At 71.7% G+C, this 22,419-nt stretch carries 22 protein-coding genes and 1 pseudogene; 4 read left to right on the top strand and 19 right to left on the bottom strand.

The window, feature by feature from the left end:
* Window positions 1-37 precede the first annotated feature (37 nt).
* The 3 genes from GQS09_RS07620 to GQS09_RS07610 form a co-directional block, all read right to left on the bottom strand.
* Window positions 38-1,477 (bottom strand): hypothetical protein, encoded by a 1,440-nt coding sequence (locus tag GQS09_RS07620; RefSeq protein ID WP_207957560.1) that lies wholly within the window; start codon window positions 1,475-1,477, stop codon window positions 38-40.
* A gap of 8 nt (window positions 1,478-1,485) precedes the next feature.
* Window positions 1,486-2,979: a DUF4365 domain-containing protein gene (locus GQS09_RS07615; RefSeq protein WP_165985226.1), complete on the bottom strand. Its 1,494-nt coding sequence runs from the start codon at window positions 2,977-2,979 to the stop codon at window positions 1,486-1,488.
* Window positions 2,980-3,314: 335 nt separating this feature from the next.
* Window positions 3,315-5,414, bottom strand: coding sequence for a UvrD-helicase domain-containing protein (locus GQS09_RS07610; protein ID WP_207957559.1), 2,100 nt, complete (start codon window positions 5,412-5,414; stop codon window positions 3,315-3,317).
* A gap of 225 nt (window positions 5,415-5,639) precedes the next feature.
* On the opposite strand from GQS09_RS07610, the gene GQS09_RS07605 reads away from it, so the two are divergent.
* Window positions 5,640-6,356 (top strand): CmcI family methyltransferase, encoded by a 717-nt coding sequence (locus GQS09_RS07605; protein ID WP_165985224.1) that lies wholly within the window; start codon window positions 5,640-5,642, stop codon window positions 6,354-6,356.
* A gap of 116 nt (window positions 6,357-6,472) precedes the next feature.
* On the opposite strand, the gene GQS09_RS07600 is transcribed toward GQS09_RS07605, so the two are convergent.
* From GQS09_RS07600 to GQS09_RS07570, 9 genes and pseudogenes are all read right to left on the bottom strand, one after another.
* Window positions 6,473-7,021, bottom strand: coding sequence for a hemerythrin domain-containing protein (locus tag GQS09_RS07600; protein WP_165985223.1), 549 nt, complete (start codon window positions 7,019-7,021; stop codon window positions 6,473-6,475).
* A 177-nt stretch (window positions 7,022-7,198) separates the two neighbouring features.
* Window positions 7,199-7,339, bottom strand: a complete 141-nt coding sequence (locus GQS09_RS30615; protein ID WP_313896036.1) for a LuxR C-terminal-related transcriptional regulator — start codon at window positions 7,337-7,339, stop codon at window positions 7,199-7,201.
* A 41-nt stretch (window positions 7,340-7,380) separates the two neighbouring features.
* Window positions 7,381-7,677, bottom strand: a complete 297-nt coding sequence (locus GQS09_RS30610; RefSeq protein WP_313896035.1) for a response regulator — start codon at window positions 7,675-7,677, stop codon at window positions 7,381-7,383.
* The gene (locus GQS09_RS30605) at window positions 7,656-7,841 is read right to left on the bottom strand and encodes a hypothetical protein (protein WP_313896034.1); all 186 of its coding nucleotides are present in this window, start codon (window positions 7,839-7,841) and stop codon (window positions 7,656-7,658) included. The genes GQS09_RS30610 and GQS09_RS30605 overlap by 22 nt, the downstream gene beginning before the upstream one ends.
* A complete protein-coding gene (locus tag GQS09_RS07590; RefSeq protein WP_165985222.1) occupies window positions 7,838-9,130 on the bottom strand; it encodes a sensor histidine kinase in 1,293 nt (430 codons plus the stop codon). Before GQS09_RS07590 ends, GQS09_RS30605 begins: the two co-directional genes overlap by 4 nt.
* A 28-nt stretch (window positions 9,131-9,158) precedes the next feature.
* Window positions 9,159-9,968: an ABC transporter permease gene (locus GQS09_RS07585; RefSeq protein WP_165985221.1), complete on the bottom strand. Its 810-nt coding sequence runs from the start codon at window positions 9,966-9,968 to the stop codon at window positions 9,159-9,161.
* Window positions 9,965-10,888, bottom strand: a pseudogene (locus tag GQS09_RS07580) (ABC transporter ATP-binding protein). Before GQS09_RS07580 ends, GQS09_RS07585 begins: the two are co-directional and overlap by 4 nt.
* Before the next feature lie 347 nt (window positions 10,889-11,235).
* Window positions 11,236-12,000 (bottom strand): hypothetical protein, encoded by a 765-nt coding sequence (locus GQS09_RS07575; protein WP_165985220.1) that lies wholly within the window; start codon window positions 11,998-12,000, stop codon window positions 11,236-11,238.
* Between the two features lie 173 nt (window positions 12,001-12,173).
* A complete protein-coding gene (locus GQS09_RS07570) occupies window positions 12,174-13,199 on the bottom strand; it encodes a 6-phosphofructokinase (protein ID WP_165985219.1) in 1,026 nt (341 codons plus the stop codon).
* Window positions 13,200-13,950: 751 nt separating this feature from the next.
* On the opposite strand from GQS09_RS07570, the gene GQS09_RS07565 reads away from it, so the two are divergent.
* Window positions 13,951-14,706: a hypothetical protein gene (locus GQS09_RS07565; protein WP_165985218.1), complete on the top strand. Its 756-nt coding sequence runs from the start codon at window positions 13,951-13,953 to the stop codon at window positions 14,704-14,706.
* Window positions 14,707-14,772: 66 nt separating this feature from the next.
* Here GQS09_RS07565 and GQS09_RS07560 read toward each other — a convergent pair whose 3' ends face one another.
* On the bottom strand, window positions 14,773-16,284 hold the full coding sequence (locus tag GQS09_RS07560) for a SulP family inorganic anion transporter (RefSeq protein WP_165985217.1): 1,512 nt from the start codon (window positions 16,282-16,284) through the stop codon (window positions 14,773-14,775).
* A 395-nt stretch (window positions 16,285-16,679) separates the two neighbouring features.
* Here GQS09_RS07560 and GQS09_RS07555 point away from each other — a divergent pair, with 395 nt between their 5' ends.
* The gene (locus GQS09_RS07555; RefSeq protein ID WP_165985216.1) at window positions 16,680-17,117 is read left to right on the top strand and encodes a MerR family transcriptional regulator; all 438 of its coding nucleotides are present in this window, start codon (window positions 16,680-16,682) and stop codon (window positions 17,115-17,117) included.
* A 75-nt stretch (window positions 17,118-17,192) separates the two neighbouring features.
* Here GQS09_RS07555 and GQS09_RS07550 read toward each other — a convergent pair whose 3' ends face one another.
* The 6 genes from GQS09_RS07550 to GQS09_RS07525 form a co-directional block, all read right to left on the bottom strand.
* Window positions 17,193-17,432, bottom strand: a complete 240-nt coding sequence (locus GQS09_RS07550) for a hypothetical protein (protein WP_165985215.1) — start codon at window positions 17,430-17,432, stop codon at window positions 17,193-17,195.
* A 37-nt stretch (window positions 17,433-17,469) separates the two neighbouring features.
* Window positions 17,470-17,700 carry a hypothetical protein gene (locus tag GQS09_RS07545; RefSeq protein WP_165985214.1) on the bottom strand — a complete coding sequence of 77 codons (231 nt, stop codon included), beginning with the start codon at window positions 17,698-17,700 and terminating at the stop codon, window positions 17,470-17,472.
* 339 nt (window positions 17,701-18,039) lie between these two features.
* Window positions 18,040-18,822 carry a hypothetical protein gene (locus GQS09_RS07540; RefSeq protein ID WP_165985213.1) on the bottom strand — a complete coding sequence of 261 codons (783 nt, stop codon included), beginning with the start codon at window positions 18,820-18,822 and terminating at the stop codon, window positions 18,040-18,042.
* A gap of 74 nt (window positions 18,823-18,896) precedes the next feature.
* Window positions 18,897-20,501 carry a peptide chain release factor 3 gene (locus GQS09_RS07535; protein WP_165985212.1) on the bottom strand — a complete coding sequence of 535 codons (1,605 nt, stop codon included), beginning with the start codon at window positions 20,499-20,501 and terminating at the stop codon, window positions 18,897-18,899.
* Entirely contained in the window at window positions 20,498-20,968 is a 471-nt protein-coding gene (locus GQS09_RS07530; RefSeq protein WP_165985211.1) for a MerR family transcriptional regulator, read from the bottom strand. Before GQS09_RS07530 ends, GQS09_RS07535 begins: the two co-directional genes overlap by 4 nt.
* A 107-nt stretch (window positions 20,969-21,075) precedes the next feature.
* On the bottom strand, window positions 21,076-21,753 hold the full coding sequence (locus tag GQS09_RS07525) for a TetR family transcriptional regulator (protein WP_313896033.1): 678 nt from the start codon (window positions 21,751-21,753) through the stop codon (window positions 21,076-21,078).
* A gap of 163 nt (window positions 21,754-21,916) precedes the next feature.
* Between GQS09_RS07525 and GQS09_RS07520 the strand changes: the two genes are divergently transcribed.
* A partial coding sequence (locus GQS09_RS07520; protein WP_165985210.1) for an MFS transporter occupies window positions 21,917-22,419 on the top strand: 503 nt, incomplete at its 3' end.

Below are 22,419 nucleotides of genomic sequence, written 5' to 3'. Positions count from 1 at the left end.
ATGTCTGCCCTTCTCGGCAGCCGCCCTGCGGTGTGCCTTACATGTAGTGGGCGTAGCGGGTGGCGACAGCCTGGTCGGGCGGGCAGAAGCGCAGGACTGACTTGACCTGGTTGGCGGTGCGCAGGGTGACGGGGAGCCGTCCGTCCAGGCGGGTCTGGTTCCAGTTCATCTTGGTCAGGGCGAGGACTTCGGCCGCCAGTTCTCGCGGGTCCCGCGCGGCAATGACGGGTCTGATGCCGATCGGGCGCGGGATGTACATGCCGGGGTAGGTCCGGTAGAACTCGATGCTCCCCGTGGCGTACAGCGCGAGTTCGCGTTCGCCGAAGACGGCGAGGGTGCCGCGCAGGGGCGGCGCGTCGCCGGGGCGGAAGGTGGCGGCTCCTTCGCTGCTGGTCACCCAGCTCATCTCCAGCGCGTCGATGAACCGTTCGTCCGCGGCATCCTGGAAGCCGCCTGTCTCCTCACTGGTGAAGGCTGAGGTCTTGTGCAGCACGATGCGGGCGGGCGCTGTGTGGTGTTCGCGCCGGTAGGCGTCCAGTGCCTGGAGCAGGAGGGCGTGCGCGTCGGCGCGTGCCAGGTGGGGCTGGCGGTCGGTGCGGCTGATCCGTGCCGGTCCTCCGCGCACGATCACCCCGTCCCCGCGTTCGTTGAAGACCTGGGCGACGGAGGTGTTCAGGGCGTTTCCGTCGTCACTGCGGTAGAACGCGATGCCGACGTAGCAGGTGGTGAGATCGGTGGGGCTGCGCAGGAGGCGCCAGGGGACGCCGCCGGCCTTGTAGTAGAGGGCGACGTGGAGGTTCCAGGCGCGGCTGGCCTCGTCCTGCCTGCTGTGGCCCTCGGGAGGGCGGGTGGCTTCGTCCCAGGTGCTGCGCCGGATGATCTGGATGGGCTGGCGCAGGTTCAGCAGCCGGGCTTTGAGCAGGTCGTGGAAGTTGGCGAACTGGCCTGGCGGCGGATCGTCAGGGGCGTCCTCCGAAAGACCACCGGTTTCGTCCGGACGGCCTGGTGCTCGGCGGGTCGTCTCGACGAGTTGCTCGGGTCTGGCGACCAGGAAAACGTCGACCCGGTTTTCGTCGGCCAGTGCCCTGATCTCTTCCGCGTAGATGCTCACGGCCCTGGTCAGGGCTGCCGGCTGGCCGGCGGTCCCGATGGCGCGCAGGTCCCTGCTGCTGATCGGGCGCGTGTTCCGGTCGCTGAAGACCAGGGTGGTGTGCAGGCCGCGGTCGGTGTCGCACCCCGGGAATTCCGGGAAGAGATGCGGATACTGCTCGTCCTTGGCCGCGATCGGCTCCCGGCAGCGCTCCAGCCACCGGCGCAGCCCCTCGAGCTGGTCCGCAGGCCCGACCAGGCCCACACGAATCGCCCGTGGAGCATCGGCCGCGCCGAGATCGGCTGGACCGTAGTTCGTGATGCCGAACCTCGGGTCGATGTGCCGGGCCGCGCCGCCGAACTCCAGTTCGGGCTCGTCAAGGATCACGGAGTACATCACTGGCCTCGCCCCGCGCTGTTCGATCCTCCCCGACGGGACGACCGTCGCCCTGCGGACCTGGCCTTGTTTCCGTGGCTTCTTCGTCGCGGAGCGCCGGGATCACCCTCGCTGTCGCCATCCTGGAGCAGGCTGAGAAGATCTTGGGTGTCCGTGTCCGCGGCGGCCAGCACGGCGTCCAGACTTTCCTGACCGTCGGCGGACGAGACCTGGTCGTCCTCGGTGGCGGCGCCGGACGGGGCTGGCCCCCACCACCGGTCGTCGATCCCCCGGTCAACGGTCATGGTGGCGAGTCCGCCGAACTGTACGGGCCGTGGTTCGGTGAACAGGTCGGCGTGGTTGAGGTAGTTGGCCCACGCGCGGGTCCAGCCCCGGACGGCTGGGTGCCGGTCCAGGCGTTTGATCCCCGCGAGCAGCCGGTTAGCGTAAGGGTGCTCAGTGTGACCGTCGGTGGTGAAGCAGTAGTCCGGCTCCAGCTGGCAGTACCAGACTCCGCCCAGGCGCCGGAATCGTGTGCGCAGCGCGGCGTGGTGGTAGAAGCCGACGCGCTGCGGATCGGACTTGGAGGCGTGCGGTCCGAACACCGTCCGGCCCCGTGATCCCGGTCCCTTGCCGGCCTTACGTGGCCCCAGGTGCGAGGTCGCCCGGAAGTGCATATGTTTGCGGTCCTTGTGCCACCGCAGGTCCGGGTAGGAGCCCTGGACGGTCCGGGAGAGCAGGTCGGCAAAGCGGTGCTGCGTGTCCAGGTCGTCGCTGCCTGCCCACTCGACGGTCTCGTGGCGCTCAGGGTCTCCGGCGCAGAGCACCCGCAGGGGCGCATCCCGCAGACTGTGGAACGACAGGACCAGTCCGTCCCGCAGGATCCAGCCGGACGCGCGCTGGCCCTGTGCGTCCAGTGCGGCGCCGGCGGCGCGGTAGTCGGTGAATGCCGCGGGGGCCAGATGCACCGTCGGCGGCATCTCGGTGACCGGCAGCAGGTTCGTGGTGAGCACTTCGGTGATCGGCGTGGGCCGCAGGTACAGGCCCGCCGTCCGGGGCACGGCGAGATGCAGCAGTGCTTGGGCTGCGTCCCGGTCGAAGCGCTGGGTGTGCTTGTCGATGTGCACGACGCGCTTGGCACGGCTGGCCGCGTCCGGGAACGCTGCCTTGACCTCCGTCCACCACGCCTCGTCCCTCTCGGGGTGGGAGAAGACCAGGATGACGGGCGAGTTGCCGGCCAGCCAGTGATCAAGATCGCGCTGGTCGCAGACGTAGTGGAACGCGTCGTCCGTCTCGCCGGAGAAACGCCTGTCCTGGGCCTTGCTCTGGACCAGCAGGGTCAGATTGAGAACGGCCCCGCTGCCGGGTTCCACAAGGTCGATGTGCCCGTCGATGCCGTGATCGACCCGCCGGGGATGAAAGAGGTGGCCCATCTCCAGGCACCGGCGCTCGATCAGGGCGATGCCCTTCTCTCCGATGAACGTCTGGCGCGTCACGGTCTTGCGATCAGCCATCACCACACCCTCCCGGCTGGACGCGGCACGGCTACGAACCACCGGCCGAGCCGCTGCTCAGTCAGGCTACGCGGCACCACTGACAACCGGGTCCGAGCACGACCAGGGGCTCCAGCGACGGCCCCGAGCCTTCCGGTAGCCGCCTACGTAGGAGACGGCATCCAGCAGATCCCGCACCTGGTACGGGGTGGCCGCCACCCGCGGATCCACCGCCACCGCCGGTTTCGTCTTCGCTCGGTGGGAGTCGTTGTGCGGCCGAGGCCGGACTGCCGTCGCCCGCCCGGCCGGGGTGCGCCTGACCGGTGGCTCGTGGTTCTCCCCGTGATTCGTGGGCTTCACCGCGCGGCGATGCGGCTCTGGGGCTCTCCGGCGAATTCGAGGAAGCGTGATACGGGTCCGAAGTGGGTGAGGTGGAGTTCGTGCATGGCTCTGGTGCAGGCGATGTAGAGCATGCATTTGTCGATTTCGCCAGAGTAATTGGTGTCGTCCGCGTGGGGGACGATGACGGAGTCGAACTCCAGCCCTTTGGAGATGTGGGCGGAGGTGATGACGATACCGCCGGTGAACGCCGTGCTGTCGTAGTCGAGGAAGGTCAGCTCGACGCCGGCGTCCGACAGGGCGCGGTGGAGGGTTTTCGCGTGGGCGACGGTCTTGCAGACGATGCCGAGGGACCGGTGCTCGCCGTGCTGGTGCTCCTTGATGAGGGTGAGGATCTGCTGTTCCTCGTCCCGTTGGTCCGCGCAGGCGATGATCTGTGGCGGCCGGCCGTGGCGTTCGATGGGGACGAGCTTGTGGTTTCTGGAGATGCGCTGGGCGAAGTCGGTGATCTCGGTGGTGGAGCGGTAGCTCTTGCACAGCTCCAGGCAGTCGGCTTCGGGGAAGATGCTGTGAATGGTGGACAGCGATGAGGAGCTGAACGGGTTGACGGACTGACTGGAGTCTCCCAGGATCGTCATTTTGCAGGAGAAGAGTCTGCGCAGGACCGCGTACTGGATGGGTGTGTAGTCCTGCATTTCGTCGACGACGAGGTGGCGGATATGGCTGTAGCTCTCCTGCCGTGCTGTGCTGATCATGGTGTAGATCAGCGGGAAGACGTCGGCGTACTCGATCTTCTTCCGGCCCAGTGGCTTGAACAGACCGCGGCGGTCGGGCTCGTTGTAGTACGCCTTGTACAGGGCGAACGCGTCCTTGTAGGGGAACATGGCGCGCACTTGCCGGCGGACGCTGTTGGTGTCGGCGGCCGTCCACCTGCCGCCGTGGTCCAGGGCTTCGCTCTTGAGCAGGTGGACGGCGCTGTTGGCCAGGTGGTCGAGCCGGGTGAAGACGGGGAAGGCCCGTGATTCGTCGAAGAGGCCGGCGACCCGCTCGGCCGAGAGCCGCTTGTTCTTCTGTTCGATCTGCGCGGGGGTGAATTCCGCGTCGGCGCGCGAGGTGATCCACTCGTCGAGGCTGGTGACGAATTCGGGTGTCGACTTGTGGCGCATGCGTTCGGCCGCCGCCGGATCGACGCGGTCGAGAAGACCGGTCACCTGTTCGCTGAATGTCTCGTACTCGGTGACCTTGGCGAGGAATCGGCCGGCGATGGTGTCGAAGTCGATCTCCGCGATCTGCTCCTCGCCCAGTTCGGGAAGCACGTTGGCGATGTAGTCGCCGAAGACCTTGTTGGGCGAGAGGATCATGATGTTGTCGGAGGAGAGGGTGTCCTTGAAGCGGTAGAGCAGGAATGCCACCCGGTGCAGGGCGATCGAGGTCTTCCCGGAGCCGGCCACACCCTGCAGGATCAGCACCCGCGCCGTTTCGTTGCGGATCACGGCGTTCTGCTCGCGCTGGATGGTCGCCACGATGTTCTTCATCTTGTCGTCGGCGGACCGGCTGAGTTCCCGCTGCAGGATGTCGTCACCGATGTTGAGCGCGCTTTCGAACATGTACTCCAGGCACCCGTCCCGGATCTTGTACTGGCGTTTTCCCGTGATGTCACCATGGGCGGTGCCCGTGGGGGTCTGGAAGTGCGCTTCTCCGGTCTCGAAGTCGTAGTAGAGGCTGGAGACGGGGGCCCGCCAGTCGTGGATCAGGATGTCCTGCGTCCCGGGGTCGGAGAAGTCGTGCACGCCGATGTAGTAGGCCCTGGCCCCGCCATCGCCGTTCCTGTGGAAGTCGACGCGCCCGAAGTAGGGGGACTGCAGAAGCCGCTCGATGCGCTCGCGTGTCGCCACCGCGTGCTCGCCGAGCGTGACGGACATGTTGACCGCGGTGCGGAAGTTGGCCTTCTCGGCACCGTCCATGTCACGCCAGTGCTCCCACATGTGCTCCTTCTGCTCCTGGATGGTTCGCGCGGAGTCGTCGATGGAGGCGGCCAGACGCTCCAGCTCCTGCGTCAGCAGCCGCACCGTCTCGGCCAGGTACCGGCGTTCTTGTTCTTCATCTCGGATCTGCACGTCCGCCAAGGCCATCTCCGGTTCGGGTTTCTGCTCGACTCTACCGCCACGTCAGGGTAGAACAGTGGCCGCCGCCGGGCGGACGCAGCCTCCGGCCGGGGAGCGCACGGGAACCGAGGGCCCGGGCCCGCGTCGCGGCCCGGACACCCGTGGCGACCACGCCGTTCGCTCTCGCGCCCGGTGCCCGCCCGGTGCCTGTCACCGGAGGGAGGGAGAACACCGGGCATGGACACCGGAGAGGACGAGCAGTTGCCGCCCCGTGTCGAGGCGGAGCTGGAGCAGCCACTGGTCACGTACTGGCACGCGCGCGAGCGCCAGCACCTGCGGGATGTGTACGCCGGGGTGCGGATCAAGAAGTTCCCCGAGGATCTGCGGCTGATGGAGCACCTGATGTGGCTCTCCCGCAGCCAGGCCGTGGTGGAGCTCGGCACCCACTTCGGCGGGGCCGCCCTGTGGTTCCGCGACCGGCTGCGTGCTCTCGCCGGGTACGGGCGTGTCCCGGCGGAGGTGCGGGTGGTCTCGGTGGATGTGCGGCAGGACAAGGCCCGCGCCGCCCTGCCGGCGGCCGACCCCGGATACGGGCGGGAGATCACCCTGCTGGAGGGCGACATCACCGCCCCGGACACCGCCCGCCGCGTCGCCGCCGCGCTGCCGGCCGGCGCGCGGTGCCTGGTCGTGGAGGACACCCTCCACACCTACGACACCACCCTCGCGGCGCTGCGGCACTTCGCCCCGCTGGTGCCCCTCGGCGGCTTCTTCATCGCCGAGGACGGCATCGTGGACGTGCCCGGACTCCGCCCGCCGGGCATGCCCGGCGGGGTGCAGCCCGCCGTGCGCGACTGGCTCGCCAGTGCGCAGGGGGCCGCATTCCGGCAGCGCCGGGACCTGGAACGCTACGGCCTCACCTGCCACCCGGGCGGCTGGCTGCAACGGGTGCGGTAGTGCGGTGGGCCGGCGGGAGAGCCGCGACCTCCCGTGCCGGCGTCCCTGCTCCCCCTGCCCGGCGGCCGGGCGGGTGCCGGGTGCCTGGTGTTCTCGGTGCCCGGTCAGGGTCGGGGTCAGGGTGTGTGCGGCCCGGTGTCCGGCGGGGCGGGCGGGCGGATGTGCAGGAAGGCGGGTGGTGTGGCTTCCCACTCCGGGGCGCGCAGGGTGTTGAGCGCGTCGGTGAGGGTGCGCTCCTCGAACCGGAAGTGGGATTCCAGGATGGCCGTCTGGCCGTCGAGTTCCCCGCGCAGCCGCCGGGCCTCGCGGGGGTTGTTGCGGGCCCGGGGCGTCAGGTCCTTGATCAGGTGCTCCAGCCGCCGCAGGATGCCGGAGACCAGCCGGTGGTCCTCGCGCAGCTTGTCCAGCACGGCGGCCAGCCCGGGGTGCTGCCCGGCCAGCGCGGGAAAGGCGTCGTGTTCCTCGCTGGTGTGGTGGCGTTCCAGTGCCGAGCAGAAGGCCAGGCAGTGGGCTTGCAGATCAGCGGGCGGCCGGGCGCCGCCGTCGAGGAAGTCGTCCATCTCGTCGCTGATGCGTGTGAGTTCGCTGCGGAGCCGGCGGTGGACGTCGATCAGTTGGCTGCCGAATGCGGTCAGCCGGGCGTGGATGTTGTCCTGGTTTTCCATTCCGGTCTCATCCTGGGCCGCTTCGCGTTCCCGGTCAACGCCGGGGAGGGGCGGCTCGTTCACCGGCGGGCCGGAGCCGTCCGCTGGTTCGCTGGTTGGTCGGTTCGTGCGCAGCACCCGGTGCCGGCCTCGGGCTGTGTCCCGGGCTGCCGGTGTCCGGCCGGCGCCGTTACCGGTTCAGAGCCAGCCCGCGTCGTGGGCGAGGATGGCGGCCCGGACGCGGTTGGCCAGGCCGAGTTCGGCGAGGATGCTGCTGACGTGTGCCTTGACGGTGGCCTCGCGCATGCCGAGGGCGCGGCCGGCCTCGGCGTTGGACATCCCGCGGACCACGGCCAGCAGTACGGCGCGTTCGCGTTCGCTCAGGGGGTCGAGGCGGCGGGCGGCAGTGGCGGTGTCCCGGGCGCCGCGGTGGCGTATTTCTCCAGCAGGCGTCTGGTCACGCGCGGTGCCAGCAGGGCATCGCCCTGGTGGAGGGCGCGGACGGCGTTGATCAGGTCGCGGGGCGGGGTGTCCTTGAGCAGGAAACCCGTTGCGCCGGCGCGCAGGGCCTGGTGGACGTAGGTGTCCAGGTCGAAGGTGGTCAGGATGAGGACGGCGGGTGGCCGGGGCAGGGCGGCCAGGCGCGTGGCCGCGGTCAGTTCGTCGGTGCCGGGCATGCGGATGTCCAGCAGGACCACGTCGGGGGCCAGTTCCCGGGCCAGGGCGAGGGTTCGTCTCCGTCGCCGGCCTCGCCGATCACCTCGATGTCGTCGGCGGCGTCCAGGATCATCCGCAGGCCGTGACGGACGAGCTGTTCGTCGTCGGCGATCAGCATGTTCACCGGTGGGGCTCCTGTCCGGGCGGTTCACCGGCCGGCAGGGCGGCATGCAGGCGCCACATGCCGGGCGGATGCGGCCCGGCGGTGAACGCGCCGCCCAGCAGGGTGATGCGTTCGCGCAGTCCGGTCAGGCCGTAGCCGCCGGTCCGGGCCCCGGTGCCGGCGGGAGGTGCGGGGTTGACAGCTGTGACGGTGAGCTGCCGCGGGCCGTGGTGGAGGGTCAGGCGGAGGGGGTGACCGGGGGCGTGTTTGTCGGCGTTGGTGAGGGCTTCCTGTGCCACCCGGTAGGCGGCGCGTTCCACCGCTGCGGCCAGCGGCCGGGGGGTGCCGGTGGCGGCGTAGTGGACGGTCATCCCGGCGGTGCGCCATTCCTGGATCAGGTGGTCGAGGTCGGCCAGGACCGGCGGGGGCGCGGTGGGGGCGCCGGTGTCCGCTGCGTCGTGGAGCGCTCCCAGGACGCCGCGCAGTTCGCCGAGCGCCTCGCGGCCGGTGAGGCGGATGCGTTCGGCGCAGGCGGCAGCGGCCGGGTCACCGGTGGAGAGCTCCAGGCCGCCGGCCTGGAGCACCATCAGGCTGACCCGGTGGGCGACCACGTCGTGCATTTCCCGGGCGATCCGGGTGCGTTCGGCGGCCGTGGCGCGTTCGGCCAGCAGCCGCTGCTCGCGCTCCAGATGTTCGGCACGTTCCCGGAGGGTGGCCACGAGCCGGCGGCGGGTACCGGCCCACAGGCCCAGGCTGACGGGGGTGAGGAGGGCGACCAGATACACCGCCGGGGTGGACCAGCCCACGGCGGCGGGGTTCCCCAGGCCAGCGGCGAAGGCCGCCGCCGCGGCGGCCGACCAGGCGGCGAGCCGGCGGCGGTCGGTGAACCAGGCGGCGTAGCTGTAGAGGGCGATCGCGACGGGGGCGATGTTGCCGAACAGCAGCAGCCACAGCACCGCCAGCGCCAGCAGCCATTCGGGCCGGTTACGCCGGTCCAGCGCGGCCCAGGCGGTCAGCCCCGGTACGCAGAACAGCACGGTCAGCGCCAGGGGCCAGTGGCCGAGCAGCGTGGTCAATGCGCCGGGTCCCTCCCCGGCAGGGCCGGGAAGGTGCCGGAAGGCCAGGCTGGGCGCCTGGCTGCGGACCCAGCTTCCCTCGTGCTCCTCCACCCAGCCCCGGGTGAGCGTGAGCAGGACGGTAAGGGGCCAGGTCGCGGCGGCCACGGCCCGGTCCACCCGCCGCTGCCGGTCCGCCGGGGACCGTACCGCCCCGGCGGGCCGTCCCGGGGCGGTGCGGCGGGGCCACGGCATGAGGGCCACGAGAACAGGGCCGGTCATATCAGATGTCCCGGCGCCGGAACGCGGCGAACGCCGCGGCCAGCACGGCGGTGGTGAAGGCGCACAGCACCGCGAACCCGGTCCAGGGGGCCAGTCCGTCCTGGCTGTGCAGGACGAGCTGGAGCCCGGCGTTGGTGGGCCAGTACCGGTCGAAGGTCTGTGCCCAGGCCTCGGGCAGTGCGCCGCCCAGGGAGGGCACCAGCACGATGATCGCCACCATGATGCCGACGGCGCCGGCGGTGTGACGGGTCAGGGTGCCGATGGCCAGGGCCAGCAGCCCCAGTGCCGCGCAGTACAGGCCCACCCCGGCGACCGCCCGCACCACCCCGGGATCGTTCCAGCTACCGGGGGCCAGGTGGGGCATGTTCTGCCGGGCGAACACGGCCTGGCCGGCCAGGAACATGCCGGTCCCGGTCAGGGTTCCGGCCAGCAGGCCGACACCGGTGAACGCCACTGTCTTGGCTGCAAGCAGCCGACTGCGGCGGGGCACCGCAGCGAGACTGGGGGCGATCATCCCGCTGGCGTACTCGCCGGTCACCACCGAGATACCGAGCACGGCCAGGGCGAGCTGGGCGAAAATCAGACCGAACAGGGACATGCTCAGCGGAGAGAACCCGGCCTGCTCGGCGGCGGACATCTCCGGGTAGGCAACGGCATTGCCGATGCTGATCAGCAGGGAGAGCGTCACCCCGATCACGGCGAAGGCGAGCAGTGACCACCGGGTGGAGGGCAGAGTGCGGAGCTTTGTCCACTCCGCGCGCAGCGCGTGGGTGAACAGGGCACGCGGAGGTGCGATGGTCTGCGCACTCATCGGGCGGCCCCCTCCCCGGTGGCGTACTCCAGGTGTTCGCGGGTGGTCTCCATGAAGACCTCCTCCAGTGTGCCGGTCTGCGGGGTGAGCTCGGCGAGGGCGACACCGCCGCTCGCGGCGAGGGCCCCGATGCGGGCACTGTCCAGTCCGCAGACCCGCAAGGCTCCGTCCGGGCAGGTGCCGACCTGGCCGCCTGCCCCGGTCAGGCGGGCGGCGAAGGCGGGGTCCGGCCCGTGGGCGAGACGGACCAGCACCGCGCGCCGGCCGCCACGCTGCAGAAACTCCCTTGTGGGGGTGTCGGCCAGGAGCCTGCCGCGGCCGATGACGATCAGGTGGTCGGCCGTCAGCGCCATCTCATGGAGCAGGTGACTGGAGACCAGGACCGTGCGCCCCTCGGCGGCCAGCGTGCGCATCAGGTCCCGGATCCAGCGCACGCCTTCGGGGTCGAGCCCGTTGACCGGCTCGTCGAACAGCAGCACGGCCGGATCGCCCAGCAGCGCGGCGGCGATGCCCAGTCGCTGCGCCATGCCCAGCGAGAAGGTACCGGCGCGCCGACGGGCCGCATCCCCGAGGCCGACCTGCTGAAGAACCTGCTCCACCCGGCGCCGTCCGATGCCGTTGCTCTGCGCCAGGCACAGCAGATGGTGCCAGGCCCTTCTGCGGCGGTGGAACGCCGAGGCGTCCAGCAGCGCACCCACCTGGTGCAGCGGAGCGGGCAGCTCCTCGTACCGCTGTCAGCAGACGGTGACCGTGCCGGCAGTGGGACGCTGCAACCCCATGATCATCCGCATGGTGGTGGTCTTCCCGGCCCCGTTCGGCCCCAGGAACCCGGTCACCTGCCCCGCCTTCACCGTGAAGCTCAGCCCGTCCACCGCCCGCAGGCCCCGGTACTCCTTGGTCAGGGCGACTGCTTCGATCACCGTGGTCTCCTCCCTCGTGCCCGCCGCTCCCGTGCCGCTCACGGTCCGGCGCTCCTGCACCGGGCGCGGCTGCTGCCGAGGCTAGGCAGCGGCGGGTGCGGCGCCATCGCCCCGCGTGCCGAGCTTCGGCACCGACGATCGGAGGGGCCGGCCGGGCCGCACTACGACTTCCGGCCGAGGGGGCACCGGGCTCGCCGCAGGACGCACGGCCGGCGGGCGGCCCGACGCGGTGCGAGGGGGACCAGTGCGGTGACCGCGGCGGTGGGGGAACTGACGCACTCGGCCGTCGGAGCCGGGGACGGTGCTCGCGATGCCAGGCCGTCACCAGGCGGTGGAGCCGGTGCGGGTCATGGCGTGATGAGATGCAGGCGCCCGGGCAGCGCCTCGACCCGCAGCGGGCCCGTCAGGCGGGTGGTGTGGGTGCCGTCCAGGTCGAGACGGAAGTCCGCGCTGCCGGCCCGGCACACGATGCGGTCGGCGGTCCGGTGCCGTGGATCGTCGCCCAGACGCAGGGCGAGACGGCCGTCCGGGGTGAGGGTGAGGTGGGCCGCCGCTCCGGCGGGCGGCAGGAGTGGCTCGCCGTCGAGGTCGAGGCTCAGACGGCCGGCCCCGGGAAGGACCGGGTAGACGGTCAGGCGGTGCACGGCGATGTCCCGGGCCTCGCCGGGCCGCCACGCGGCCATGACGGCGCGGCGCCGTGCCCGGAAGACCGTGCCGGTCTCCTCCTCGCCGGGCGGGAGGTAAGGGCTGAGCAGCGGCAGCTGCCACTGGGCGGCCAGGCGCAGCGCCTGCAGCGGGCGGAAGTCCCCGTCGTGCAGCAGCAGGTGGACCCGGGGCCGCGGGAAGGGCTGCGTGCCGCGGTGGTCCGGCTCCGGCGGGAGCGGTCCGAGATCCCGGCTGGTGATGCCGTGTGCGGCGAGATGGCCGCGCAGGGCATGCGTCTGTTCGCGGTCCCGGGCGCCCGCCCCGCGCAGGATGCCCACCACGAGCCGGTGTGCGGCCCCGGTCTCGGCAAGCCGGGCGGCGGCCGTGAGCAGCCGGCTGTGCGCCGCGTCGGCCCCGGGCCGGGGAGCACGAGGGTTCTTGAGCGGTGCACCGGGGTGGTGTGTCATCTCAGGGCTCCTGACCGGCAGGCTGGGCGCGGATGACTCCAAAGCACCACCAGCGCGGACTCCAACCTTAACGCAACGTAAGAGTATGCGGTGGGTCGTGCGCGCCATTGGCCGAGGCGGTCCCCGCCGGTCCTGGCCCCGGCCACGACCCCGGGAGGACGGGGCGCCGGGCCTCAGAGCACGCAGGCGGCTTCGGCGCAGCGGGCGGCCGGGACGGTTTTCCGGGCGGGGACGGCATCCGCGAGGGGCACCGTGATGATCTGCGTGCCGCGCAGGGCGGTCATGGTGCCGAAGTCGCGGCGGTGGGCGGCTTCGACGGCGTGCCGGCCGAAGCGGGTGGCGAGGATGCGGTCGTATGCGGTGGGGGTGCCGCCGCGCTGGAGGTGTCCGAGGACGACCGGCCGGGCTTCCTTGTCCAGGCGGCGTTCCAGTTCCCGGGCGAGCTGGCGGGCGATGCCGGCGAACCGGGGATGGCCGTGGACGTCGGTGCCGCCCTCGTCGAAGTCGATCGTGCCGGGGGCGGGTGTGGCCCCTTCGGCGGCCACGACGATCGCGAAGCGCTTACCGGCCGTGAAGCGGTCGCGGACCTTCGCGGTCAGCTCCTCGATATCGAAGGGGCGTTCGGGGACGATGACGGCGTGGGCGCCGGCCGCCATGCCGCAGTGCAGGGCGATCCAGCCGGTGCGTCGGCCCATGACCTCCACGATCAGGATGCGCTGATGGGATTCGGCGGTGGTCTTGAGCCGGTCCAGGGCCTGGGTGGCGACGCTGACGGCGGTGTCGAAGCCGAAGGTGACATCGGTGAGCGCGATGTCGTTGTCGATGGTCTTGGGCACCCCGATCAGCGGCAGACCGCGGTCGGCCATCAGCCGGGCCGCGGTGAGGGTGCCCTCCCCGCCGATGGCGACGACCGCGTCGAGGCCGTGCTCGGCCAGGCGGCTCCCGACCCGCTCCGCCCCGTCCGGCAGCCGGTCGGGCCGGACCCGGGAGGCTCCGAGGATGGTGCCGCCACGGGCGAGGATGCCGCTGACCGCGTCGAGGTCGAGCTTGAGGTGGTCGCCGTCCAGCAGACCCCTCCAGCCGTCCCGGAAACCGATCACCTCGTCACCGTGGCCGGCGACGGCGCGGTGCACCATGGAGCGGATGACGGCGTTGAGACCCGGACAGTCGCCGCCGGAGGTAAGGACACCGATACGCATGACTGACAGACTCCTGCAGGTGCGGGTGCAGTGACGGACCCCGGCCGCCACGGTGCGGCCCGGGGGCGGCGGACCGCGGCACCGCCGCCGGCAGGAGAACAGCCCGGCCGGGGCGCGGGGCCCGCGAGAGCGCCGGATCGGCGCGTACCACCGCCCGTAAACCTACCCCAACGGCAGAGTCGCCCCACAGGCCCGCGGCGGTCCGGGCAGGAGCGCACGGTCATCTCTCCCGCGCCGCCCCGGGAGACGCGGCGGCGGGGCAGCGGCTCGGGCGGTTCCCGCACCCGGGCCCCCCGCGCGGAGTCTCCCCCTTCGACTCCCCGGCCAGGCGAGGCCTCGCCGGCCACCAGCACACGGGCGCCGCCAGACCCGGGCGGAAGGCTGCGCAACAGACGGCGGCACCGGGCTTCCGGCCCGGCCGACCGGCACCGATACCGCTCCAGACCCTGCCGCAACGGATGAGTCGAACCCGTGAGGTGTTCCCGGCAGTGGCTGCTTCACAGCGGGGCTACTCTCCCGCTAGGTTAGAGATGTGCGGCCGGGGCTCCGCGTGCATCCTGCCCGCTCGCCCCGAGCGGGACGGCCAGCCTCCCCGCAGCGTGCCGGCCGCCGCCCGCGGGCCCCCGTTTCCCCCGGCCGGGGCTCGCGGGCCCACCGCCCGCCCGGCCTGCCTGCCTGCCTGCCTGCGGATCGGGCACCGGTCGGCCGCCTCACATTCTTTCTCTTCCTCGCCACAGCACGGGAGCCCTGCATGCGCACCTGGTCCGCAACCGAGCCCGCTCCTGCCCAGCACAGCCAGGAACGCCTGCACACCGCCGCGGTGCGGCTGGCCCGGACACTGCCCTCCTCGGACACCCCGCCGGTGGTGGGAGTGGTGCGCGGCTGGAGCCGCGCCGACCGCGACCGGGCCCGTACGCTGCGCCGGTTTCTGGCCGCCCACGGGGTGCGCAGCACGGACGTCACCCCCGTGCCGCGGAGGGCACAGCACGCGTCCGGACAGCACGGCCCGGACCGTCCCGAAGCCGACCTGCTCGTCCACACCGGGGGACCCGGGCCGGAGGAGGCCATGCGGGCCGCGGCACTGTGGCGGCTGCCCCTGCTGATCGGACACCCCGGACAGCACGGCCACCCGGAACAGGACACCCTGCGCGCATACCGCCGGCCCGTCATCGCCGCCCGCCTCGCGCAGGGCCAGTCCGAACTCGGCGTACGCGAGGCGGCGGTGATTCCCCTGCAACCCGCCGCGGACAGGGCAGCGAACCTCCTCCTGGACGAGGAGAAGATCACCCTCCCGGGAGACCAGCCACTGCGGATCCGCCTGACCGACAACGACGACCTGCTTCAGGTGGACGGCCCCGCCTTCGGTGTACGCCGGGTCCGCGCACTGTCCCTGGACGGCACCTGGGGAGCCTGCCGCCTGGACGTCGACGGCCTCCCCGCCCGCGATGTCCGCGAGGGCCTGCACATGGAATCCCAGCCGGGCCGCCTGCACCTGCTGCACCCCTGAGCGGCCCCCGCCCGCGTCCCCGCGGGCGGCGCCGCTTCGTGCGGTGACGGCCGGCCGTTCCCCGGTTCAGTGGGTGCCGGTGAGCTGGCCCGCCAGCTTCTTGTGCATCTCCGCGCTGGGTTTGTTGAGGCCGATGATGGTCACCTTCTTGCCCCGCGCCGCGTATTTGGTCTCGATGGCGTCCAGGGCGGCGACGGAGGAGGCGTCCCAGATGTGGGCGTCGGAGAGGTCGATCACGACCTCGTCGGGGTCGTTCGCGTAGTCGAACTGGTAGACGAGATCGTTGGAGGAGGCGAAGAACAGCTCCCCGGTGACCGCGTAGACCACCTGGCTGCCGTCGGGGTCGACCACGCCGGTGACCTGGGCGAGGTGGGCGACCTGGCGGGCGAAGACCACCATCGCGGTGATCACCCCGGCGATGACGCCGATGGCGAGGTTGTGGGTGGCCACCACCACGGCGACGGTGACCGTCATGACCACGGTCTCGCCGATCGGCAGGCGGCGCAGGGTCTTGGGGGCGATGGAGTGCCAGTCGAAGGTGGCGAAGGAGACCAGGATCATCACCGCGACCAGGGCGGCCATCGGGATGTCGGAGACCACGGGTCCGAAGGTGATGCACAGCACCATCAGGAAGACCCCGGCCAGGAAGGTCGAGGCGCGGGTGCGGGCCCCGGCGGTCTTCACGTTGATCATGGTCTGGCCGATCATGGCGCAGCCGCCCATGCCGCCGAAGAAGCCGGTGACGATGTTGGCGATGCCCTGGCCGATGGATTCGCGGGTCTTGTTCGAGTGGGTGTCGGTGATGTCGTCCACCAGCTTGGCCGTCATCAGCGATTCCATCAGCCCCACCAGCGCGAAGGCGAAGGCGTAAGGCGCGATCGTCGTCAGCGCCTCCAGGGTGAAGGGCATGTCCGGCAGGCCGGGGACCGGCAGGGCAGAGGGCAGTTCGCCCTTGTCGCCGACGGTGGGCACGGCGATCCCTGCGGCGACGGTGATCACCGTCAGGATGACGATGGACACCAGCGGGGCCGGAACGGCCTTCGTCAGCCTCGGGAAGAAAATCATCATGGCCAGGCCGGCCACCACCAGCGGATAGACCGGCCAGGGCACATCGGTCAGCTCCGGCACCTGGGCCAGGAAGATCAGAATCGCCAGGGCGTTGACGAAGCCGACCATCACGCTGCGCGGCACGAACCGCATCAGCCGGGCCACCCCGACCGCGCCCAGCGCGATCTGCATCAGCCCGCCCAGGATCACCGCGCCGATCAGGTGGCCCAGGCCGTAGTTGTGGTTCAGCGGCGCGATGACCAGGGCCATCGCCCCGGTGGCGGCGGAGATCATCGCCGAGCGCCCGCCGACGACCGAGATCACCACCGCCATGGTGAAGGACGCGAACAGCCCCACGGACGGGTCGACCCCGGCGATGATCGAGAACGAGATCGCCTCGGGGATCAGCGCCAGCGCGACCACCAGGCCCGCCAGCACCTCGGTGCGCAGCACCTTCGGCGAGGCCAGGAACGAGGGACGGTAACGCAGGGACAGGCGCGGCTTGGCAGCCGGAGGCAGCGCAGAGGACATACGTCCGTTTCCGTTCGGGCGCACGGCGGCAACCGGCCGCGCGCAGGCGTGCGTCCGCTCCCCGCAGGGAGCGGTGTGGAGAAAAATCCGGGATTCGCGGGAACCCGCATCGACGCGGACCCGCTGGGAGAACCGGGAAGAGTCGGCGGCCACCGGCCGCCGGTCGGGCATCATTGCCCGCAAGCTGTCGGGCGCCACCCGGCGGCATAGGGTGGGCCGCCCCGGGTGACGGGACACCGCCACCGGCACCAGGCCGGAACAGGATGTCCGCCGATCACTCTACCCTCACCAAGGGGGAGAGATCGGCGACAGAGCTGTGAAGCACAGGTAAAACCGGGAGCAGAGCCTGTGATTGATCTCACCGGGCCGCCACCGCCACCAGGGGCGCCACAGACATGCGGCATGACAGAGACGAGAGGACCCAAGGCGTGACGAGCAAGCAGCGGCGGATGCAGATCGGTGAAGTCGCCGAGCGGACCGGTCTGTCGCTGCGGACCATCCGCCACTACGAAAGCGTCGGCCTGGTGACACCCTCCGCCCGCAGCAAGGGCGGCTTCCGCCTCTACACCGAGGCCGACATCGAACGGCTGATGGTGGTACGGCGCATGAAGCCGCTGGACTTCTCCCTGGAGGAGATGCGCGAACTCCTCCAGCTTCTCGACCGCCTCACCGCCGACGACGCAAGCCTGGACGCCGGTGAATGGGAACGGCTGCACGAACGCCTGGACGCCTACCACAAGATCACCGAGGCCCGCTGCGAAACGCTGCGCGCCCGCCTGCTGGCCGCCGAGGACTTCGCCGCCACCCTCCTCCGCCGCCTGCACACCACCTGACCTGGGCCGGGGCCCGGCGAGGTCGGGTGCCGCGCTGATGAAGGGCCCAGGCGTCGGCCGGGAGTGCTGACGCGGTCAGTAGCACCACCAGGGGCCGGCCGTGGGCTGGCGGGTCCAGGCGGGGGTGCCGTCGGTGGCGGGGCCGCGGCGGTAGACGGCGGTGACGTCCTCGGCACGGTAGCGGGCCAGGCGCGTCCAGTCGGTGTCGGTGGTCCCGGTCTCGAAAACGATCTCTCCGGCACGGGTGTGCGCGGCGAGGTCGGCTTCGACGACGGTGTTGCTGCCGTCCTTCAGGTCGATTCGGAACTGGGTCATCGCTGTGGGCTCTCTAAGGGTGTCCGGCCGGCGCGGGTCAGTGTTCGACCGGGATGTGGGGCAGGTCTTCCCAGAGCTGGCGCAGGGTGGTGTAGCGGCGCTGCTCGGGCAGGGTGCGCAGGATGGTCAGGACCTCGGGCCGGGCGCAGGCCGCGGCGGCCAGCAGGGCGTCGCGGTCCAGTCCGCCGTCCTGGGGGAAGGCGCCGGCCAGGTGGTCGGCGATTTCCATGCGGGTGACCTCGGGCGCGGTGGTGGCGTCGTTCGTCATGCCTTTCCTCGGTTCAGGTCCAGTGGCGGGGGCGGGGGTGGTGCGGCCGTTCCCGGGCAGCACACGGAGGGTTTGCGGAGGGCCGCCCGGGAACGGCTGCCGGAAGCAGGCCGATCCTGTCGGCAAGCGCCTGCCACTCTAACGCAAGTGGAGAGTTGCCGGAGGCGCAGGGCCGGCGCGGCAGCCGCAGCACAAGGGGATCACGGCCAGGCCGACCGTCACTGAACGGGCAGTGTCTTACGCGGGGATAGGGTGTGAGCGGTAGCGCCGTGGACTGGTGCAGCCGCGGGGGGTGGTCCCGCCAGGGGTCGCCCCCCGGTTCTTGCCGGCCGTCGGGGATCAGTGGCGCAAGCGTGCGGCGGGGTCGGAGGTAAGCCAGCCGTGTGCTCCCCAGAAGTCGGCGGCCCGGCACAGGGTCTCCCGGGAGCGCTGTGCGGCCTGGGCGTCCCGGTCCTGCCAGACGCGGGCGAACCAGGCCGCCAGGTTCTGCGCGGCGTCCGCCTCGTCCAGGACCGACAGCCGGGCGGCGGAGCCGAGGTGGGTGCCCAGCAGCAGCATCGCGGTGTGATCGACATCTCCTGATGCCTGGGTGAGGAACGCCTGGATGGCCTGGCGGACGGTCGGCACCGTGGCCGGGTCGGCCTTGGGTTGCGGCGGGAGGGAGCGGCGGGTGCGCGGGGGCGCCTTGCGGTCGGATGCCGACGGTGGTGCGGCGGTCGGCGGGGGCGGAGAAACCGGCGGCAGAGCAGGTTCGGGTTTCCACTGCGGCGGCCGGGCAGCGGCCGGGCGGGTGTCTTGTCCGGGGTGGAGGGCGGCGGCGACGTAGGAGGCGGGCACCGGCTGGTTGCCCTCCAGGGACGCCTGGAGCGCCTGGGCGTCGCAGTGCGGGCACAGCGGCAGCTGCCGCCAGCCGATGATGGACAGCTGAGTGCCGCGCGAGTAGCGGGTCATGGCCTGGGGCCGCTCGACGAGATCGGCCCGCCCGCAGGTGGCACAGCGAAGGCCGCCGCGTAGCCACTGCGCACCGCAGACGCCGCAGGTGACGAGGATGTCCTCCCCGCGCGGGGTGCCGGTCAGATCCTCCTGCTCGTCGCAGGAGGGACAGCGCAGCGCCGATGCCATGGCTCTCCTGTGCTCTGTCCCGCCGCGGTCCGGGAACGCGGTCGGCCTCTTCCGTCGCGTCAGGGTAACGCGGGCTACTGGTGGGCGGCGAGGAGTGGTTCCAGGGGGCTGTCGGGGAAGGCTCGCTCGAAGGAGGCGGCCTGCCAGGTGTCGGGGAAGAGGGCCAGCACCTGCTTGTCGCGGCGGCGGACCAGGGCTTCGCCGCGCACCAGGCGGGAGCGGTTGAGCTGCTCTCCCCCGGTGGCATCGGTGGCGCGGGCGAGGCGGTAGGGCAGCGTCTCCAGGGTGATGGGGGCGGCGAACTCGCCGGCCATGCGGTGGGCGACGACGTCGAACTGCATGGGCCCGACCGCGGCCAGCACCGGGGCCTGCTCGCCCCGGGCGTCGGAGACCAGGACCTGCACCACGCCTTCCTCGTCGAGCTGGTCGATGCCGCGGCGGAACTGCTTGGACCTGCCGATGTCCTTCGGCCGGGCGATGGCGAAGTGCTCGGGTGCGAAGGTGGGCAGCGGCGGGAACGCGGCCGGCGGCCCGGCGTGCAAGGTGTCACCGACCCGCAGGGCGGTGGCGTTGACCAGGCCGACCACATCGCCCGGGTAGGCGGTGTCCACCATGGAGCGGTCCTGGCCGAAGACGCTGTGCGCGTACTTGGTGGCGAACGGCCGCCCCGAGGCGGCGCGGGTGACGGTCATGCCACGCCGGAAAACTCCCGAGCACACGCGCAGGAAGGCGATCCGGTCGCGGTGTGCGGGGTCCATGTTGGCCTGCACCTTGAAGACCAGGCCGGAGAACTCCTCCTCCAGCGGGCGCCGCCCGCCGCCGGCCAGTTCCCGTGGCGCGGGCGCCGGGGCCAGGTCCACGATGGCGTCCAGCAGCAGCCGCACCCCGATGTTGGGCAGGGCGGCGCCGAAGAACACCGGGGTCGAGGCCCCGCCCAGGAAACCGTCCTGGTCGTGCACCGCGCCGTCGGCCGCCAGCAGCTCCAGCTCCTCGGCCGCCTGCGCCCAGTCCGCGCCCTCCTCGAAGGCCGCCCGCTCGGCATCGACCCGCTCCTCGACGGCCTGCTGCGCGCCGCCCGGGGTGCGGGCGTAGCGCAGCATCGCATCCGGCTCGCGCACATCGACCAGCCCGCGCAGGTATCCGGCGATCCCAACTGGCCAGGTCACGGGGGTGGGCCGCAGACCGAACTCGCGCTCGATCTCATCCAGCAGCTCCAGCGCCTCGCGGCCGGGCCGGTCCCACTTGTTGATGAAGGTGATCACCGGGATGCCGCGGTGCCGGCAGACGTCGAACAGCTTGCGGGTCTGCTCCTCCAGGCCCTTGGCGGCGTCGATCAGCATCACCGCGCAGTCCACCGCCGCCAGCACCCGGTAGGTGTCCTCGGAGAAGTCCGCGTGGCCCGGAGTGTCCAGCAGATTGAGCACCCGGCCGCGGTAGTCGAACTGGAGCACCGCGGAGGTGACCGAGATGCCCCGGGCGCGCTCCATCTCCATCCAGTCCGAGGACACCCCGCGCCGCCCGGCCTTGCCGTGCACCGCACCCGCCTCGGTGATGGCACGGGCGTGCAGGGCCAGCGCCTCGGTCAGGGTGGACTTGCCCGCGTCCGGATGCGAGATCACCGCGAAGGTCCGCCGCCGGGCCGCCTCCCCGGCCGCCGTCCCCGGCCCCTGCCCGCTCACCGGGCGGCGCCTTCCGCGACCGTGCCCGGCACAGCGGCACCCGGACCCGCGACCGCGCGGGCCAAGGCGATGTGCAGGGAACGGGCCACCTGCTCGGCCGCAGCCAGCTCCCGCCGCAACTCCTCGCAGCGCGCATCGGCCGCCACCCAGTACGAACGCAACATGTCCACCAGTTCCTCGCGTGTCTGCTCCGCCGCCGGCGCGGCGGTTTCCACACCATGCTGCTCGGGCGGCAGACCGTCCAGGACGGCCAGCAGGGCGCGAATGTCCCGTAGGCCGAAACCCAGCAGCCGCATCCGGCGGGCCAGGGAAAGCCGCCGCACATCGGCCTGCGCATACAGCCGGAACCCGCCCGGCCTGCGCGACGCGGGGACCACCACACCGACGTCCTCGTAATGGCGCACGGTCCGCACCGACAGCCCCGCCAGCCGTGCCGCCTCGCCGATCCTCATCAGCCGCCCGGCCATGGCCACCGTCCCGTCACTCGCCCGTCCGGCATCCTCACCGACAAACAAAACCTACCCTCACGTCAGGGTAGATTCACAACCCGTCGAGCAGCGGGCGGCCCTGCGGCTCAGGGCAGATCCAGGGCCAGGGCGGCGGGGATGGCGTCGAAGGACTCCTCCACCCGGCGGGCGAGCAGGGCCGGTCCGCCGTGGCCGGGGCGGCGGGCGGCCACCGGGGTCTCGTGCTCGCCGCGGCCGGCGACCCAGTTGCGTGCCCCGCAGCGCCAAGCGCCCAGTGCCAGTTCGCCCAGCAGCCGCAGCCGGACGTCTTCACGGCTGTCGGTGTCCAGGCGCCGCTCCAGCACCTCGATGAGCCGCTGCGCGGTCCGCATGGAGGAGACCAGGCTGTGGTGGTGCAGCACCGGGGTGCCCGCGGCCAGCCGGCGGGAGGCGACAAAGCGGCGGTCCCAGCCGGCGGGCATGGCCAGGATGGTCTGCGTCAGACAGGCCCGCAGCGCCGTGAGCGCCGGCCCGGGACCGGTGTGCCGGGCGAAGCGGGCCACATAGGCGTCCCACAGCTCGCCCTCGGCGGCCATCGCCACATCCTCCTTGCTCGCGTAGTAGCGGAAGAAGGTGGTGCGGCCGACCTCGGCATGGGCGGTCAGTTCCTCCAGCGTCACCCGGTCGAAGCCGCGTTCGCCGAACAGCCGCAGCGCGGTGTCCGCGAGAAGCCGGCGGGTGCGCTGCTTCTTGCGCTCCCGCAGGCTCAGGCCGCTGCCTTCCGGTTCCGGGTGCCCGCTGTCCACCGGCACAGGCTAACGGACACCTGCTGATCGGTATCCGATTCCATACGGAACTGATGACTAATCGGTACTGGATACCGTAATTTAGCGGCCGGGGGTCTGCCCTCCCGACCCTCCTCACCCATCAGCTCACCGCGCCGCATACCGGAGGAGAGGAAGTAACCGGATGAACCCCTCAGTTGACCAGACCCCGCCGCAACACAAGACCGGCACCGCCGCAGGTGGCACCCGGCCCGGCCGCCCGGCGCTCACCGTGCTGCTGCTGGCCTCCACCCTCGGGGTGATGGGCGGCATGACCATCGCCCCGGTCATCGAGGTCATCCGCAAGAGCCTGGAACTGAGCGGCGCCCAGGCCGGCCTGGTGCTCACCACCCACAGCCTGGCCATCGCCCTGACCAGCCCGCTCGCCGGCCGCCTCACCGACCGGCTCGGCCCCCGCCTGCCACTCGCCGCCGGCCTGGTCCTGTACGGCGCCGGCGGAGGCGCCGGCATGCTCACCGACACCTACCCCGCCCTGCTGGCCACCCGGCTGCTGCTCGGCGTGGGCGCCGCCGCCGTCTTCACCTGCTCCACCGCCGCCCTGCTCGCCCTCTACCGGGGCAGCGACCGCGACCGGGTGATGGGCTGGCGCACCACCGCCACCACCGCCGGCGGCTTCGCCTACCCGCT

The organism is Streptomyces sp. YIM 98790 (genome assembly GCF_011421595.1).
Taxonomy (GTDB): Bacteria; Actinomycetota; Actinomycetes; order Streptomycetales; family Streptomycetaceae; genus Streptomyces.
Note: the sequence above shows the minus strand (reverse complement) of the source record. Positions and strands in the feature narration are given on the sequence as shown.